General features: G+C 70.7%; 14 protein-coding genes and 2 tRNA genes. 4 read left to right on the top strand and 12 right to left on the bottom strand.

Annotated features, from left to right (window positions below; translation table 11 throughout):
* Window positions 1-57: 57 nt before the first annotated feature.
* Together ACZ9QC_RS34805 and ACZ9QC_RS34800 are read right to left on the bottom strand one after the other, a co-directional pair.
* On the bottom strand, window positions 58-1,281 hold the full coding sequence (locus ACZ9QC_RS34805; protein ID WP_472921897.1) for a hypothetical protein: 1,224 nt from the start codon (window positions 1,279-1,281) through the stop codon (window positions 58-60).
* 50 nt (window positions 1,282-1,331) lie between these two features.
* Window positions 1,332-1,898, bottom strand: a complete 567-nt coding sequence (locus tag ACZ9QC_RS34800) for a DUF4365 domain-containing protein (RefSeq protein ID WP_472916718.1) — start codon at window positions 1,896-1,898, stop codon at window positions 1,332-1,334.
* A gap of 168 nt (window positions 1,899-2,066) precedes the next feature.
* On the opposite strand from ACZ9QC_RS34800, the gene ACZ9QC_RS34795 reads away from it, so the two are divergent.
* Window positions 2,067-2,795 carry an exonuclease domain-containing protein gene (locus tag ACZ9QC_RS34795; protein WP_472916717.1) on the top strand — a complete coding sequence of 243 codons (729 nt, stop codon included), beginning with the start codon at window positions 2,067-2,069 and terminating at the stop codon, window positions 2,793-2,795.
* A gap of 40 nt (window positions 2,796-2,835) precedes the next feature.
* Here the strand turns inward: ACZ9QC_RS34795 and ACZ9QC_RS34790 are convergent.
* Window positions 2,836-2,907: transfer RNA gene (locus tag ACZ9QC_RS34790), tRNA-Val, on the bottom strand.
* A gap of 39 nt (window positions 2,908-2,946) precedes the next feature.
* Entirely contained in the window at window positions 2,947-3,405 is a 459-nt protein-coding gene (locus tag ACZ9QC_RS34785) for an SRPBCC family protein (RefSeq protein WP_472916716.1), read from the bottom strand.
* A gap of 102 nt (window positions 3,406-3,507) precedes the next feature.
* On the opposite strand from ACZ9QC_RS34785, the gene ACZ9QC_RS34780 reads away from it, so the two are divergent.
* A complete protein-coding gene (locus ACZ9QC_RS34780; RefSeq protein ID WP_472916715.1) occupies window positions 3,508-6,009 on the top strand; it encodes an SCO7613 C-terminal domain-containing membrane protein in 2,502 nt (833 codons plus the stop codon).
* 104 nt (window positions 6,010-6,113) lie between these two features.
* Here the strand turns inward: ACZ9QC_RS34780 and ACZ9QC_RS34775 are convergent, their stop codons facing one another.
* From ACZ9QC_RS34775 to ACZ9QC_RS34745, 7 genes are all read right to left on the bottom strand, one after another.
* Entirely contained in the window at window positions 6,114-8,861 is a 2,748-nt protein-coding gene (locus ACZ9QC_RS34775) for an exo-rhamnogalacturonan lyase family protein (RefSeq protein WP_472916714.1), read from the bottom strand.
* A gap of 200 nt (window positions 8,862-9,061) precedes the next feature.
* Entirely contained in the window at window positions 9,062-9,685 is a 624-nt protein-coding gene (locus ACZ9QC_RS34770; protein WP_472916713.1) for a hypothetical protein, read from the bottom strand.
* A 13-nt stretch (window positions 9,686-9,698) separates the two neighbouring features.
* Window positions 9,699-10,598 (bottom strand): carbohydrate ABC transporter permease, encoded by a 900-nt coding sequence (locus tag ACZ9QC_RS34765; protein ID WP_472916712.1) that lies wholly within the window; start codon window positions 10,596-10,598, stop codon window positions 9,699-9,701.
* Window positions 10,598-11,602: a carbohydrate ABC transporter permease gene (locus ACZ9QC_RS34760; RefSeq protein WP_472916711.1), complete on the bottom strand. Its 1,005-nt coding sequence runs from the start codon at window positions 11,600-11,602 to the stop codon at window positions 10,598-10,600. The genes ACZ9QC_RS34765 and ACZ9QC_RS34760 overlap by 1 nt, the downstream gene beginning before the upstream one ends.
* Window positions 11,602-12,891: an ABC transporter substrate-binding protein gene (locus ACZ9QC_RS34755; protein WP_472916710.1), complete on the bottom strand. Its 1,290-nt coding sequence runs from the start codon at window positions 12,889-12,891 to the stop codon at window positions 11,602-11,604. Before ACZ9QC_RS34755 ends, ACZ9QC_RS34760 begins: the two co-directional genes overlap by 1 nt.
* Window positions 12,892-13,428: 537 nt before the next feature.
* Window positions 13,429-13,500: transfer RNA gene (locus tag ACZ9QC_RS34750), tRNA-Val, on the bottom strand.
* A gap of 78 nt (window positions 13,501-13,578) precedes the next feature.
* On the bottom strand, window positions 13,579-14,058 hold the full coding sequence (locus tag ACZ9QC_RS34745; protein WP_472921896.1) for a TIGR02611 family protein: 480 nt from the start codon (window positions 14,056-14,058) through the stop codon (window positions 13,579-13,581).
* 191 nt (window positions 14,059-14,249) lie between these two features.
* On the opposite strand from ACZ9QC_RS34745, the gene ACZ9QC_RS34740 reads away from it, so the two are divergent.
* Both ACZ9QC_RS34740 and ACZ9QC_RS34735 read left to right on the top strand, forming a co-directional pair.
* Complete coding sequence (locus tag ACZ9QC_RS34740; RefSeq protein WP_004002642.1) at window positions 14,250-14,663, top strand: SsgA family sporulation/cell division regulator; 414 nt, start codon at window positions 14,250-14,252, stop codon at window positions 14,661-14,663.
* A gap of 317 nt (window positions 14,664-14,980) precedes the next feature.
* On the top strand, window positions 14,981-15,541 hold the full coding sequence (locus ACZ9QC_RS34735) for a CGNR zinc finger domain-containing protein (protein ID WP_472916709.1): 561 nt from the start codon (window positions 14,981-14,983) through the stop codon (window positions 15,539-15,541).
* An 84-nt stretch (window positions 15,542-15,625) separates the two neighbouring features.
* Here the strand turns inward: ACZ9QC_RS34735 and ACZ9QC_RS34730 are convergent, their stop codons facing one another.
* Entirely contained in the window at window positions 15,626-15,778 is a 153-nt protein-coding gene (locus ACZ9QC_RS34730; protein ID WP_189785967.1) for a hypothetical protein, read from the bottom strand.
* Window positions 15,779-15,905 lie beyond the last annotated feature (127 nt).

Raw genomic sequence — 15,905 nt, 5'->3', positions numbered from 1 at the left:
CCCGAATCGTACCGAGCCAGGGGTGCCCTCTGCGAAACGGTTGATGGGCGGACGCGGTCAGTCGCCTCCGCACGCCTCCTCGAAGAAGGCGGTGATCTCCGCGGTCTCCTGCAGCGACTTCATCAGCCGGTCCCGCTCGGCCTCGTCGACCTGCACGGGTGCGATCCCGTCGGCGTTCGTCAGCCGCCGGAAACCGCCCCGGCTCTCCAGCCTGCCGTGCACCCGGACCGGCAGACCGACGAGATGGGCCTGGCCGGCGATCCGGTACGACTCCTCGTCCAGGGTCATCCGGACGTGCGGGACCTCGGCGCCGGCGATGACCCGCAGCCGTACCGTGCCCTCGCCGCGCGCCGCCGACCTGCGCATCCGCACCACGGCTCCGGTGATCCGCACCGGCATCGGGGGCTCGGCGCGGAGGTAGCGGGCGCCGGCCTCGCGCAGCACGGGCAGGTCGCCCGGGGAGAACTCGACAGGGTCGGCCGGTGTCGCACCGCCCTCGGGGACACCCGCGGCGGGCGCCCAGTCGACGGCGACGCGGGCGCCCTCGGTGCCGCGGACGAGGGCGACGAGGGCCTCGGTCAGCTCATGGCTGACCCCTGCCTCGACGGCGCTGTCGAAGGCGTCCATGCCGCCGGTGGCGCGCTGGTAGTCGATGGCTTCGCGGGCGGCGTAGAGGGCCTGGTGCAGTCGTAAGGCCAGGGAGCGGCCCTGGGCGACGGGGACGAAGGCGGTCAGCCGACGGCCGCCGGCGGCCGCGCCGACGAGGACACCGTCGAGCGACGCGGCGGCGGGCAGGCGGTGCCGGGCGCCGTGGTAGCCGGCCCGCGCGCGGGTGGCCAGGGCCGCCGCGAGGAGCATCTGGCGGGCGGCGGAGCGCAGTTGGTCCTCGACGACCCAGGAGGCGGTGCCCAGCGGGCCGGTGGGGACGTCCCGCCACCAGTGGATCTCGTCGCTCGGTACCGTGAGGGCGGTCAGCACGTCCCGGGCGGCGGGCGAACCGCTCCGCGACAGTGCCGTGAGCGCCTCGCCGAGCAGGTCGTCGCTGTCGGGGAAGGCCCGGTTCTCCGGCACGAGCAGGCTCATGGCCCGCCCGGCCGGCTCGGGCGGGGTCCAGCGCCCGTACCGCCCGGTGGCTCCGCCGCGCCGCTGCCACCCGTGCCGTCGCAGCAGGGTGCCCAGTACGGCGGGGTCGACCTGCGCGGGGTCGGGCGGCTGGGTCCAGACGGGTTCGGTGGGGTGGGGCCGGGCGGGGCCCACGGGTTGGTTGATGGGGCGGCGCACGGACGCGCCCGCGGGCCGCGGGCCGCGGCCGTCGTCGATGGGGCCGTGGGTCACGGTCTGCCTCCCGTTCCGACCCGCGTCATGATCTCGCAGAGCGCTCGGTCGTCGAAGATGCGCGAGGTCGGGATGCGCACGGTGGTGCGGCGCCGACCGGTGATCGGGTGTCCGGCGAGATTGATCCAGTAGCAGCAGTGCCGCAGGTCGAGCCGGTCGTGGCCGGCCCGCAGCCACTGCTCCTGCGACCTGGGGACGATCATCACGACCAGGATCTTGTGCACCGAGACGGGGGTGCGGGCGAGCTTCGCCAGGTGGTCGTTGTCGAGGGTGAAGGAGAAGAAGCGGCCCGGGGGGTTCGGCGCGAGCTGGTAGGTGGCCTTGAGCTGCACCTTGATGGTGACCTCGTCGTCGACGGTGTGGCCGGGCGAGCCGTGACTGACGTGCCAGTCGATGCCGTTGTCCGGAAAGGGCTGGGACAGGGAGCAGCCGGCGGCGGCCGCCACCGCGTGCAGATAGCCCACCTGCAGGGTCTCCATGCAGGCGGTGGTGGCGAGGGAGCCGCGGAGCGGTGCCGCGTGCTCGGGCAGCAGCCCGCCCCGCTCGGGCTGCGCAATGGCCATGACCAACAGCCTTCCCCTACAGGTGTTTCCCCGTGCCGGGCCCCTGAACTGCACGGACCCGTACTTCTGTTGTCTCCGTCCGGCGTACGGCGCAAACAGCCCGGGTATCACCAAACTGGCAGAAGACGGGACGTCAGCTGCCGTGGGTGAACGAGGAGTTGTGGACACATGACGTGTTGGTACGAGGGGCCCTTGGCGGCGTTCGACACGGAGACCACGGGCGTGGACGTCGAGACCGACCGGATCGTGTCGGCCGCCGTCGTCGTCCAGGACGCGCCCGGCACCCGCCCCCGGGTGACCCGGTGGCTGGTGAATCCGGGGGTGCCGGTGCCCGCCGCGGCGACGGCGGTGCACGGGCTGACGGACGATCAGTTGCAGCGCGACGGCCGGTGGCCGGCGCCGGTGATGGAGGAGATAGCCAGGGCGCTGGCCGAGCAGGCGGTGCGTGGCCGCCCGCTGGTCGTGATGAACGCGCCCTTCGATCTGACCCTGCTGGACCGTGAGTTGCGGCGGCATCGCGCCTCGTCGCTGGACCGCTGGTTCGAGACGACGCCGCTGCGGGTCCTCGATCCCCGGGTCCTGGACAAGCATCTGGACCGCTACCGCAAGGGTCGGCGCACGCTCACCGATCTGTGCGCGCACTACGAGGTGACCCTGGACGGCGCGCACGACGCGGCGGCCGACGCGCAGGCCGCGATGGATGTCGTCCGCGCGGTGGGCCACCGTTTCGCGACCCGGCTCGCCCGCCTCTCCCCCGCCGAACTGCACACGCTGCAGGCCGTGTGGCACGCGGCCCAGGCCCGGGGGCTGCAGGCCTGGTTCGCCCGCAGCGGCACGGAGGAGTCGGTGGACCCGGCCTGGCCCCTGCGTCCGGATCTGCCGGCCGCGGCGGCATGAGAAAAGCCGGTCCGCGACTGCGGACCGGCCCTTTTCCCGGTGGGCGATACTGGGTTCGAACCAGTGACCTCTTCGGTGTGAACGAAGCGCTCTCCCACTGAGCTAATCGCCCGGGAACGGACTGAACAATACAGGTCCCGACGGGTCTGGTTCAAACCGCTTGCCCGTCCGCCGTGAGGTACGCGAGGAGTCCTCGTCGTCCCGCCCGCATCATCAGCGCGTGGTTGGCGCGGAAGAGCGGCCGTCCCGGTACGGCGAACCGCCGCAGCAGGGGTTTGGAGACGTCGACCTCCTGGTCGTAACGGGCGAGCGTGCCCGTGCCGTCGGCGGTGAGTGTCCAGCGGGCCCAGCCGTCCAGGTCGCCGGTCATCTCGATCTCCAGGACCCCGGCCGCCCGGTCGCTGCGTACCTCCCGCGCGGTGAAGGCGAGGTCGTAGGGGAGGACCGAGCGGACCCGGACGGTGCCGGTGGTGGCGTCGAGCCGGGTCACCTCGCGGACCTGCGGCCACCAGCGCGGGTAGTCGTCGACCCGCTGAAGCACGTCGTACACGGCGGTGGGGCGGGCGGGCAGGTTCCAGTGGCTGAGGAAGCGGTAGTGGCACCAGTCCATGGTCGGATTCTGCCTGCACAGGGCCGTTTCACTCGGGAAGTGAGTACGTCCTGAGTATCCGCACTCATGTCGTACGCCGTGACGCGGACCACACTCCCCTGCATGACGCCCTTTCCGTCCCCTGCCGAGGAGTTGCGGGCCCTCGACGCCGAGCTGCGGCACCTCGACGCCCGCCGCGCCTTCCTGCTGGGCCGCCGCGCATGGCTGCTGAACGCCCTGTACACCTCCGCGCCCGGGTCCACGCCCGCCGCACCGCCCGTACGACGCCCCGAGGCGACGGCGCCTCGCGTCCAGAACGTGCTGCTGGTCCTCGGGGGCGTCCTGCTGACGGTCGCGGCGATCGCGTTCACCCTGGTCAGCTGGGGCCACCTGGGCATCGCGGGCCGGGCTCTGGTACTCGGCGCGGTGACGGTGGCCGCGCTCGGCGCTCCCGTGCTCCTCCTGCGACGGGGCCTGCGTTCGACGGCTGAGGCGGTGGCCGGTCTGGGCCTCGCCCTGACGGTCCTGGACGCGTACGCCCTGCACGAGGTCGCGTTCACCGGGGCGGACGGTACGGGGTACGCGGCGGCCGCGACGGCGGTGCTCGCGACGGTGTGGGCGGCCTACGGGCTGGGGCTCGGCGCACTGCCGGCCGGAGTGGCGGAGTCCGGCGCGACCTCACCCCGCACGGCCCTCGGCCTCCCGCTCCCCCTCGCCCTGTGCTCCGCTCAACTCCCGCTCCTCCTCTGGTCGTTCGCGGTGAACGCGAGCGTGGAGACGGTCACGGCCGTGCTGCTGGTGACAGCGGCGGCCGACACCGCGATCGCGCTCCGGGTCTCCCTCAAGCCGGTACGAATCGTCGCCGTGGTCGGCGCGTCCGGCTGGGGTGCCTGGGGTGTACTGGCGGCCGGGTGGCTCTCGTGGGCCGCCACCGGCCCGGGCGCCGCCGCCCGTGCGGCGGCGCTCCTCGCCCTCGCCGCCGCGGTCGCCCTGACGACGGCCTGGCTCGCCCCGAAGCCCGCTCTGGCCCTCGGAACCGCCCTCGCCGGCGGGCTTCTCACGGTGACGGGCCTCGGCGGCGTCGCCCGCGCGGTCCTGCCCGAGGTCTGGACGGTTCCGGCCCATCTCCTCTGCGGGCTCGCCCTGTTGACTGCCGTACGGGCCCAGGCCCCCGAGCCCGTACGGCGTGGTCTCGTCCACGCGTCCGCCGTCGTCCAGGGCCTCGCGCTGGCCACGACGGTGCCGGTGGTGGCGATCGCGCTGCTGGGCCCGGTCAGCCTGCTGGAGCGGATCTGGTCCGGCGCGCCCGGGAGCGCCCGCGCGGCGGTGACGCTCGACGCCCCGTGGCCCCCGAACACGGCGACCGTCCCCCTCGTGCTCGCCGTCGTCGCCGGAGTACTGGCCCTGACCGGACGCACGGCCGCGTGGCGGACCCCGGCCCTGGCCGGCGCCTCGGTCCTCGCCTGGGCCGCGGTCCTGGTCCTCCCGGCCGTCCTGGAGCTGCCGTACCTGGCCGGGCTGATGACCCAGGGCCTCCTCATGGCGGCGGCCCTGACCCTGGCCGGACTCGTACGACCGACGGCACCCGAGCCCTCGGACCCGCCCCAGCCCTCCCAGCCGTCCGAGCGGTCCCAGCCCTCCCAGCCCTCCCAGCTGTCCGATCGTCTTCGGTCGCCGCTGCCGCTCACCGGTGCCCTTCTGGCCCTGGTCACCTCCGTGAGCCTGGTCCTCCTCTCCCTGGCCACCGAGCCCACGACCCTCGTGGCCCTCGCGACCTCGACCGTCCTGTTCGCGGCGGCCGCATGGCGCACCGACCTCGGTCCCCTCGCCGCACCGGCCTCGATCGTCCACGCCACGGCCCTGACCTGCGCGATCGGCGCGTCCGTCGGCTGGGAGCCGCAGCACACCGCCCTGCTCGTCCTGGTGGTCCCGGCGATCGCGGCCCTGCTCGCGGCGCGCCTCGGCGACTCGCCCATGACGGTCCCGGTCGAGGCGGCCGGGGCCGCGGCCGGCCTGCTGGCCATCGCCCTCTCGGCCACGCACCCGCCTCTGCTGGCCCTGACCCTCGCGCTCTGCGGGGTGATCGTCACGGGCAGGGCCGTACGACCGGACCGCCGCCACCTCGGCTATCTGGCCGCCGCGCTCTTCGTGACCGCCTCATGGGTACGGCTGGCGGTCTGGGAGGTCGGCTCGCCCGAGGCGTACACCCTGCCGGTGACCCTCCCCGCCCTGGTCGTCGGCCTGCTGCGCCGGCGCCGGGACCTGACGGCCTCGTCCTGGACGGCGTACGGCCCGGGACTCGCCGTCACGCTGGTCCCGAGCCTCTTCGCGGCCTGGGGCGACACGCACTGGCTCCGGCCCCTGCTGCTGGGCGCCGCCGCCCTGGCGGTCACCCTGCTGGGTGCCCGCCACCGCCTCCAGGCCCCGCTCCTCCTCGGCGGTGCCACCCTCGCCCTGGTCGCCCTGCACGAACTGGCCCCCTACGTCGCCCAGGTCGTGGACGCCCTCCCCCGCTGGGTACCTCCCGCACTCGCCGGTCTGGCCCTGCTGGCGGCAGGCGCCACCTACGAACGACGCCTGAGCGACGCACGCCGCATGCGGAACCTCCTGGGCAAGCTCAGCTGAAGCGCCCTGAACGGGCGCGGGGAACTGCGCGACCAGTCCCAACGAACCCGCAGTTCCCCACAAACCCCAGGCACCCCCTGTCCCCCGGCACCCCCAGCGGAGCGTCACGGCATCCTGTCGCCCACCAGCGCCAGGTTCTGAATGGCCGCCAACCCGTACAGCGCCGTCGCGTTGGTCGACACCCACGCCGCCTCGCTGCCCGGCACGAGCGCCGTCGGGCCCTCGATCTTCTTCGTGGACCAGTCGGTCGACTCCTTGTAGTCCCAGGTGTCGGCGCTGTTGTAGAACTGCCGCCACGCCCGCGCCGCCAGCTTGTCGTCGCGCAGGTGGACCGCCGCGTACGCGTCCTGCCGTGAGTGGCCCTGGAAGAGCAGCAGGGTCCCGAAGTGGGAGCCGTAACGGGCGGTCTGCTCGGCCCGCGTGGCGTTGTAGTAGCGGCAGTAGTCGAGCCACGCCTCCTTGAACTTCGGCATGTCGACCTGGTCGATGAGCTCCGCGCACATCTCGACCAGACCGAACATCGCCGACAGGTGCGAGACCCCGACCACGGGCTTGTCCGCGACGGCGAACTTGCCCGTGTCCAAGTCGTAGAGGCCGGTGCCCTGGACGAACCCGTTGGGCTGGGCCGCGATCGTCTCCATGGTCGACAGGACGCGGGCCTTGGCCTTCTCCCACTTGGGGCCGCGCCGCTCCCACTCGGTCAGCCACGCGGACACCAGGCCCGACCAGTCGGTGCCGAAGCCGATCGACAGGGCGTTGCGGTCGGGCGTGTACGGCTCGGTGCGGATCTTGCGGATGGGGTCGAGGACGAGGAACGTCTCGTCGGAGTCGACGTTGGCGTGCATGAGGTCGCCTACGCGTTCGTCCGCGGTGAGGAAGTAGTAGTAGCGGCGGTACGTGGTGTTGGCGATCCGCTGCTGCTTGGCGCTGTCGGCGTAGTGCTGGACACCGTGGCGGGTGCCGAGGCCCGCCCACGTGCCGAGGTGGTACACGTCGACCTCGCCGGTGTGCCGGGTCATGGCCTCGGCGAAGCGGAAGATGTCGGCGCGGCCGGAGCGCATGTACGCGAACCACAGCCACAGGTCGGGCGAGAGCTCGGAGTTGTCCCAGGCGTAGCCGCCGACGTCGTAGCACCACTGGTGACGGCTGGGGTCGTAGCTGTGCATGATGTCGCCGTAGTCCCAGAAGCCGTACCACCGGCGCATCTCCACCTGGTCCTTGTAGTAGGTGAAGAGGAAGTCGAGGTGGTCCTCGATCTTCGCCTTGGCGGCGGTGGACCGGTCGGGCTCGGAGAACAGCTTGCCGAAGACGCCGGCCTTGATCAGCTGCTTGGGCGGGGCGGCGAGCTGCGCGGGTGTGCGGACGGCCTCGACCTGCTTGGCCATGTCGTCGGCACCGGGCGTGGACTCGTGGGCCCAGAAGAGCAGTTCGCTGGTGCGGGCGATGCCGTAGGGGGTGCCGAACTCCGGCTCGTAGTCCTCGTAGGTGATGTTGAGGCCTTCGAGCTGCTCGGGGTAGGTGTCCTGGCCCATGCCGTCGTGGTAGAAGCGCAGGTCCATGGGTTGCGCCTCGGGCGACCAGAGCCAGAGAGTGATCTCGGCGGTGTCGGTGTGGGCGTCACGGATGTCGAGCTGGGCGGGGAACTTCTCCCAGAAGTCGCGCAGGCCGAAGGCGAACCCGCCGGACGCGCCGCCGACGTACCCGAAGCCGCTCGCCCTGCGGCCGCCGCCGGCCGGGATCCAGCCGTGGCCCTTCTTGGTGCGCTTGCGGACCCCGAAGCCGTCGGCGGACAGCTGCGAGAGCGTGTAGTCGCCCCACTCGGGGATGTACTGCAGGCGTGTGGTGACCCGCTGGTCCCACGTCGAGGGGTCGGGCAGCTTCTTGCCCTCGAACTGGGCGGTGCGCACGGCCGCCCCGGGGTCGCGGCGCAGTCCGGTGACGCCCTTGACCGCCTCGCGCAGCAGACCGGTGCCCTCGCCGCCGATACGGATGTGGCGGTCGTACGCGGCGTCGCGCATCGGCACCTTGAAGCGGACGCCGATGCCGCGGATGAAGTCGCCGCCGGCCTTTCCGGGTTCCTGGGTGCCGTCGAAGGTGATGGTGTGCACCATGCGGAACGACTCGGCGCCCGCGTAGAAGTAGAGACGGATCGAGAAGGGCAACCAACTGCGGCTTCCCTTGCGGTGCTTGCCGTCGATGCGGACGACCGCGCGGACCGGGCCCTCCTGCTCGACCTCGACCTCGTCGATGACGCTCTCGAAGCGTTCGTACTTCTCGGTGCCCTGGTCGCCGTCCTCGATCTCGGGCTGGCGCAGCAGGACCAGACGGCCGGTGTGGGCGATCTCGGTGGAGCCGCGCCGTACGGACTTCACCAGGGTGGAGCCGGACCTGCCGATCCTGGCGGTGATGACGCCGGTCGAGACGTCGATGGTGCCGCCACTCCTGTCGACGGTGACCTTCTTCTCCGGCGCGGCCGGCGTACCGGCGGCGAGGGTGAGCTTGCCGGAGCCGGCGCCCGCGCCCACCGCGTGCGCGGTCCACTTCACGGAGCCGTCGGGCCAGTAGCCGATGGGCCAGGACTGGACCGGGATGTCCTTGCCGTCCGCGTCCTTCAAAGAGAACGACTGTTCCTTCTCGTAGGCGCCCTTCGGCCACGGCACACCCACGGTCGAACCGGGAGCGGCGCCGAGTCCACCGTCCTCCAGCCAGTCCAGGGTCACCGGCTCCGCCGCCGCGGCCTCGGCTCTGGGCGCGGCCTGCGCGTTCGAGCTCCCTAGCGCCCAGCTGAACTGCGCGGCGGCTCCTGCGACGGCGGCCGCCTTGAGAAGGGACCTGCGGTCGATGGGGGACATGGCCTTTCCTTTCCGAACGGGAAGTCGTACGTGCGGGTGGTCAGGGGCATGACAGAGGAAGATGCGGCACCTCCGGGGCGCCGCCCTGCGCCGCGAGCGGCCGAACCCGTCCGATGCGGGCCCCGTCCGATGCGGGCCCGGACCGGCGCGCGGCCCCGACCGGCGCGTGGCCACGACCGGTAGGGGGCGGGCCCGGCCGGTCAGCGGCGCCGGTACCGCTCCTCCACGGCGACGGCCGCCGCCGCGACGGCCCCGAGCACGGGAACCGCGAGCGGCGCGACGAACCAGGCGGAGCAGGCCACCACGGCCAGCCCGCCGACGAGCAGAAAGGATCCGGCGGGATCGAGCACGGTCCGCCGCCCGGCCGCGCCCAGCAGGCCCCGCCAGGTGGTCCCGGGCCGCCAGACCGCCGCCGCGCGGAGCCCGGCGACGGCGGCTCCGATCAGCGCGAGGACCCCGATCGCGCCGACCAACGGCCCGCCCGGGAGACCGGCGCGTACGGCCTGGACATCCACCCAGACCGCAGCCAGCGCCACCCAGCCGACGAGCCCGACGACCCAGCCGCCGCGCACCGCCGCCCGGAAGTCGGCCACGAACTCCCGCCACCCGCCGCCCACATGGGCCGTACGGCGTCGCAGGTGCCGGGAGCCCGCGGCGAACGCGGCGGGGTACGTCACCAGCGGCAGCGCGGCCAGCGCGATCCACACCCCCGTGAGCAGACACTCGGCGAACAGCGCGAACCGTTCGGCGAGCGGGGACTCCTCACGGGGCGCGGCCGACTTGGCGCGGTCGCGGGTACGACTGCGGGTGCGGGCGAGGGCCATGGTCGGCTTCACCTCAGCCCTTCAGACCGGACGTGGCCATACCGTCGATCAGATAGCGCTGGAAGGCGAGGAAGAAGGCGAGCACCGGCAGCAGGGCCACCAGCGACATCGCGATCATGCCGCCGTAGTTGGCCACGCCGTCCTGGTCCACGAACATCTTCAGACCGAGCGAGACCGTGTACTTGTCCGGCTCGTTCAGGTAGATCAACGGTCCCATGAAGTCGTTCCAGGAGTTGATGAACGTGAAGATCGCGCTGGTGATGAGCGCGGGCCGGGACAGCGGCAGCACGATCGACCAGTAGATCCGGAAGTGCCCGCACCCGTCGAGCCGGGCCGCCTCGTCGAGCTCCTTGGGCAGGTTCCGCATGAACTGCACCATCAGGAAGACGAAGAACGCCTCCGTGGCCAGGTACTTCGGCAGCAGCAGCGGGGTGTAGCTGTTGATCATCTCCATGTTGCGGAACAGCACGTACTGCGGGATGAGCAGGACGTGGTACGGCAGCAGGAGCGTGCCGATCATCAGCGTGAAGAGCAGGTTGCGGCCCGCGAACTTGATCTTCGCGAAGGCGTACGCGGTCAGCGAGCAGGACACCAGGATCCCGACCACCGAGCCGAGCGCGAGCACGACCGAGTTGAGGAAGAAGGTGGAGATCGGGATGTCGGCGATGCCGTCGGAGAGCCGGGTGTAGTTGGCGATGATCGGGTCGGTCGGCAGCAGATCCAGACTGCCGACGATGTCCTCGCTCTTCTTGAACGAGCCGCCGACGACCCAGATCACGGGATAGAGGATCACGGCGAGGAGTGCGAGCGACCCGATGTGCCAGGCCAGGGAACCGGGCAGTCTGCGCCGCAGGGCGTTCGCCCGCCCTGACGGTGCCGGGGCCGGGGTGATCTCGGTGGCCTGTGCGCTCATCAGGCACCCTCCTCGTAGTGCACCCAGCGCTTCTGGGACCAGAACAGCACCGCTGTCACCAGGGCGACCGCGATCAGCAGCAGCCACGCCATGGCGGAGGCCAGACCCATGCGGCTGTTCTCGAAGCCCTGGACGTAGAGATAGCAGGTATAGACCATCGAACCGTCCGCAGGACCACAGGCGTTGCCGCCGGCGCCGCCGCCGACGATGTACGCCGAGCTGAAGATCTGGAACGAGTGGATCGTCTCCAGCAGGACGTTGAAGAAGAGGACCGGGGAGATCATCGGCAGGGTGATGTTCCAGAACCGCCGCCACTGGCCCGCCCCGTCGACCTCGGCGGCCTCGTACAGCTCACGCGGCACCTGCTTGAGCCCGGCGAGGAAGATGACCATGGGAGCGCCGAACTGCCAGACGGTGAGCGCCACCAGGCTGTAGATGATCAGTTCCGGGTCTCCGGTCCAGCCGCCGACGTCGATCCCGAAGATCTTCTGCGTACGGTCGACGATCGCGCCGTCGGAGAAGATCGCCTTCCAGACGATCGCGATGGAGACGCTGGCCCCGATCAGCGACGGCGCGTAGAAGGCGGCCCGGTAGAAGGCCTGCCCACGCCGCTTCTGGGCCAGCAGCAACGCCACGCCGAGGGCCAGCAGCAGCTTGAGCGGGGTGCCGACGACGACGTACCACAGCGTCACCCGCACCGAGTGACGCCAGCGCGGGTCGGCGAACATCTCGGAGAAGTTGTCCAGGCCGATCCACTTGGGCGCGTCGAACAGGTTGTAGTCGGTGAACGCGAAGTAGAGCGAAGCGACCATCGGACCTGCCGTGAGCAGCAGGAATCCGGCGATCCACGGGGACATGAAGAGATAGCCGGCCAGGTTCTCCCGGCGGCCCCGCCGCTTGAGTGCGGCGGGGCTCGGGGTGTCGGCCGGACTCTGCCGCGGCTCGGAGCGCTCGTCCTCGGACAGGCCCTCCGTCGCAGGGGCGTGCGTCACGGTGGTTCCCATCAGGTGCCGAGAGCCGTCTTCGACTCGGTGAAGAACTGCTTGACGGCGTCGTCGACCGAGCGCGTGCCGAGACCGAGTTCCTCACCGATGCGCAGGAAGGCCGCCTCGCAGATGTCCGCGCCGTTCGGGTGCGGGGTGATGGGCTCCAGCACGCCCGCCGAGACGAGGGACGCCTCGTACTCGGCGATGGCCTTGTTGACCGGGTCGGTCGGCTGGAACGCGTCGTACTGGGCCTGCGTCGCGGGCACCCCGCGGTCATAGCCCATGATCTTGGCGACCTCGGGCTCGTGCACCATGAAGTCGATGAACTGCGCGACCTCCTTGGGGTGCTGCGTGCCCTTGGACGCGCTGAGCATGAGGGAACCGAGGTACTGGCCGGTCTTCTTGCCGTCGGTGGTCGGGATGGGCGCCAGACCGTATTCGCTCTTGCCCTCGGAGGTGTAGCGGACGGTGAAGTTGTCCCAGGTGAACTCACCGGCGGCGAGCTCCGCGGCAACCGCCGACTTGGGCTTGATCTGCGCGACCTTCTTGGGGTCGGCGAAGAGGCCCTCCTCGATGCCCTTCTCCGCCTTCGACCACCAGGCCTTCAGGTCCGCCTCGGTGAAGCCGAGCCCGTCCTCGGTGAAGAACGCCTTGCCGTTCTGGCGCAGGTAGAGGTCGTAGAGGTACATCACCCCGTACATGCCGCTGTCTCCGGCGCGCCCAGCCTTGTCGCGGATCTTCTTCATCGCCGCGTCGAAGTCGTCCCAGGTCCACCCCTGCTCGGGCTTGACGCCGGACTTGGTGTAGACGGGCTTGTCGATCACCAGGGCCATCGAGTTGGACCCGACCGGGATGCCGAGCAGCTTTCCGTCGACCTCGCCGAACTTCTCCAGGCCGGCTCTGAAGCCGTCGAGGGAGAGATTGCCCGCCTCGACCTGTGGGCCGAGATCGAGCAGCACATTCTTGGCGTCATATTTCCGGAGGAAACCGATGGCATTCTGGAACACATCCGGCGGATTTCCACCGGAGGCCTGGGTGTTGAACTTCTTCCAGAAGTCGAGGTACGGCTGGAAGTCCGTCTTCACCTTGATCTTCGGGTACTTCTTCTCGAAAAGCGCGATGCTCTTCTTGATGCGCTCCGCGCGGTCCTCGGCGCCCCACCACGCGTAACGGATCGTCACCGTCCCGTCCCCCGCGCCACTGTCGCCGCCACAAGCCGTGGCCGTCGCCCCCAGCCCCGCGACGGCCAGTGAGGCTCCGGCCGCCTTGAGGACCGTCCGCCTCTCAACGTTCCTGTTTTGCTGCATGGTTGAGCCTCCCCGCGACGTTGCGTCCCGCGCCATGAATCGTTTCAAGTAAGCGCTTGCTGGCACAAGGTACGGAGCCCCTCAGGAGACGTCAATGATTCGGACAGGAATTGATGGAAAGCGGAGTCGGCGACGCGCCCGGCGCTGCGGCCCCGCAGATGACGGCCGCTCAACTGAAAGCGCAGGTGGGCGAGTTGTGGTCGGCGGGTCGAACGCGAAGAGGGCCGTCACGCGGCTGACGGACGAAGCTGAAAGGAGTCAGCGGGGCGCGGCCCGCCCCCTGTCCCAGCACCGCCTGCGAAGCACGGCTGGCCGTCCGAGCACGAGTACCGCGCGAGGACGCGGAAGCACCGGAGTTCGGCCAACTGCCGAAGTGCCCAAGGCGCCCCCGAGGCCGCGCGCGACCGCCGGCCCGCCTCTCGCGGCACCCGGCCCTCCGCGGACCGGACGCTCCGGGCAGCACACCGCGCACCCCACGGCGCCACCACGAAAAACGACCCGGCCCACGTTTCCGTGGACCGGGTCGCCATCATCCGGTGGGCGATACTGGGTTCGAACCAGTGACCTCTTCGGTGTGAACGAAGCGCTCTCCCACTGAGCTAATCGCCCGGACGCAGGAAGAACATTACCCCATGTCAGGGGGTGCCTCCGACCACACCTGGAATCCCGCTGCCGCCCCGGCGGGGCTCACTGGTTCTTGATGTTCCAGGGCATCTCGAAGCCGAACTTCCAGACGTAGAAACCGACGAGGCCGGCCACGATCACCAGGCCGATCGAGGTCAGAATGATGTTGCGGCGTCGCACCTTGGGGTCGAGCGCGCGCTGCGTGGCCTCGGTGACCTTCCGCTTGGTCCAGCGGAGCACCAGCTGGGCCCAGACGAATTCCGTCGCCCAGATCGCCATGCCCGCGAAGATCACGACCCAGCCGGGACCGGGAAGCGGAAGCATGATCACGCCCGCGACCACCACCGCCAGACCGACGACGAAGATGGCCACCTGCCAGCTCAGGTGCAGCATCCGCCGCGCTCTGATGAATTCCGGCGCGCGGGATCCGAGCGGCGCTTCGTTCTTGGCCACACCGGCCTCACTGTTCGCTACGTCGATGTCACTCTTCGTTCCGTCGGCCGCCAGGGCGGCCTCCCTCGGTCCGTAACTCCCCGTGTCCATACGGCCAAACCCTACCGGAGAGAAACCGGTCACCGGAATGGTCGTACCGACAGAAGACGGTCTCGGCCGGATGAGCTACCAAAAGCGACGCAAAACTCCCAGAGGGGTTTACAACGGCACCGTAGGTGGCATGTCGATTTCGCCGACGTGCGAATCCCCGAGCGCACACTGAGCGAAAGGCCTTGGCGCTTATGAACACCACGGTCAGCTGCGAGCTGCACCTGCGCCTCGTTGTGTCGAGCGAGTCCTCACTGCCCGTTCCCGCGGGACTGCGGTATGACACGGCCGATCCCTACGCCGTGCACGCCACCTTCCACACCGGAGCAGAGGAAACCGTCGAATGGGTGTTCGCCCGCGACCTCCTCGCCGAGGGGCTGCACCGGCCCACCGGCACCGGTGACGTCCGTGTCTGGCCGTCGCGCAGTCACGGCCAGGGCGTCGTGTGCATCGCCCTGAGCTCCCCGGAGGGCGAAGCCCTCCTCGAAGCCCCGGCGCGGGCCCTGGAGTCCTTCCTGAAGCGCACAGACGCCGCCGTGCCGCCCGGCACGGAACACCGGCACTTCGACCTCGATCAGGAGCTCTCGCACATCCTGGCGGAAAGCTAGGGCCGAGGGCCCCAGAGCCGCCCGGCGCCGTCCACTCGGGGAGACGGCTCGGGCCCGTACAACCGAATACGGCTTCAGGCCGACCCATCGACGCCGTCGTCGCGGATCTCCGCGCGGCGGCGTCGCCGTGTCGTGGCCGCACGAACCGGCGAACAGGCGAACCGGGCACGATTCGCGACCCTGGCCCGTTCCGCTCGTACCAGGGGTCCTCCAGGGAGCTCCAGTACGGTCCACACCGGCCCGCCGCCCGCCGAACCATTACCATCGGCCAGCATCGGCGGGCGCCCGCCCGACCCTCGCAGGCCAGGGAGCGAAACGTGCTGATCACCCACGACACCCGGTGTTCCCTCGACGCCGTGGTCGATCTGGTGAACACCGTGCCGGAGAACGACACGGCGACCGACGGGCTCGCGACCGTCGCGGCGCTCGCCGACTTCGTACGAAACCACGAGGTCAGCGAGGTCGGAGTGCTGACGGAGCTCGACCTCGCGGCCGTGCGCAGGATCCGTGGCCGGTTCGCGGAGGTCTTCGCGGCCTCCGACCCGGCCTCGGCCGCCGCCGTCATCAACGAACTGATCGCCGCCGCGGGCACCACGCCCCGGCTCACCGACCACGACGGCTACGACTGGCATGTGCACTACTTCGCCCCCGGCGCGTCGCTGGCCGACCACCTCGCCGCCGACTGCGGCATGGCGCTCGCCTTCTTCGTGGTCGCCGGGGAACAGGAGCGGCTGCGCCGCTGCGAGGCGCCCGACTGCAGACGGGCTTTCGTGGACCTCTCCCGCAACCGCTCGCGCCGCTACTGCGACAGCCGTACCTGCGGAAACCGCCTGCATGTGGCCGCCTACCGGGCACGCCGCAAGGAGGCGGCGGGCTGAGCGGATCGCCGGCCCTCGGCCCGGGTGCGCGTACGGGGGCTGACGGAGCCCTCGACGGGTGACGTCAGGGGCTCCGTTTACAGCTCACAGCATCAGCAGGTCGTGCAGTGACGCCATGAGCAGCAGGCAGCCGATCACCGCTAGGAAGATCATCAGCGGTGGCTGGGAGAGCGCGAAGAGACAACCTCGTCGCTCCTCGGGCGGGGCGGCGGTGTCGCTCTGTGTTGTGTCCAGCATCTCGCCGCGATGATGACGCAGCGGAGACCCTCCGCGCGATCAACCAACCCGGAATGACGGAGAGTTCGCCAATATCCACAATGTACGGAGCGAACGTGATCACTTCGGCGCCGCTGCCCGACCTTCT

This window comes from Streptomyces sp. HUAS MS02, from assembly GCF_055702265.1.
Note: the sequence above shows the minus strand (reverse complement) of the source record. Positions and strands in the feature narration are given on the sequence as shown.

What these genes read in the sequence shown, in the direction of transcription:
- ACZ9QC_RS34745 (WP_472921896.1), bottom strand. Translation starts at nt 14,058, where the DNA reads ATGGACACGGGGAGTTACGGACCGAGGGAGGCCGCCCTGGCGGCCGAC.
- ACZ9QC_RS34775 (WP_472916714.1), bottom strand. Translation starts at nt 8,861, where the DNA reads ATGTCCCCCATCGACCGCAGGTCCCTTCTCAAGGCGGCCGCCGTCGCA.
- ACZ9QC_RS34785 (WP_472916716.1), bottom strand. Translation starts at nt 3,405, where the DNA reads ATGGACTGGTGCCACTACCGCTTCCTCAGCCACTGGAACCTGCCCGCC.
- ACZ9QC_RS34740 (WP_004002642.1), top strand. Translation starts at nt 14,250, where the DNA reads ATGAACACCACGGTCAGCTGCGAGCTGCACCTGCGCCTCGTTGTGTCG.
- ACZ9QC_RS34755 (WP_472916710.1), bottom strand. Translation starts at nt 12,891, where the DNA reads ATGCAGCAAAACAGGAACGTTGAGAGGCGGACGGTCCTCAAGGCGGCC.
- ACZ9QC_RS34730 (WP_189785967.1), bottom strand. Translation starts at nt 15,778, where the DNA reads ATGCTGGACACAACACAGAGCGACACCGCCGCCCCGCCCGAGGAGCGA.
- ACZ9QC_RS34800 (WP_472916718.1), bottom strand. Translation starts at nt 1,898, where the DNA reads ATGGCCATTGCGCAGCCCGAGCGGGGCGGGCTGCTGCCCGAGCACGCG.
- ACZ9QC_RS34780 (WP_472916715.1), top strand. Translation starts at nt 3,508, where the DNA reads ATGACGCCCTTTCCGTCCCCTGCCGAGGAGTTGCGGGCCCTCGACGCC.
- ACZ9QC_RS34770 (WP_472916713.1), bottom strand. Translation starts at nt 9,685, where the DNA reads ATGGCCCTCGCCCGCACCCGCAGTCGTACCCGCGACCGCGCCAAGTCG.
- ACZ9QC_RS34765 (WP_472916712.1), bottom strand. Translation starts at nt 10,598, where the DNA reads ATGAGCGCACAGGCCACCGAGATCACCCCGGCCCCGGCACCGTCAGGG.
- ACZ9QC_RS34795 (WP_472916717.1), top strand. Translation starts at nt 2,067, where the DNA reads ATGACGTGTTGGTACGAGGGGCCCTTGGCGGCGTTCGACACGGAGACC.
- ACZ9QC_RS34760 (WP_472916711.1), bottom strand. Translation starts at nt 11,602, where the DNA reads ATGGGAACCACCGTGACGCACGCCCCTGCGACGGAGGGCCTGTCCGAG.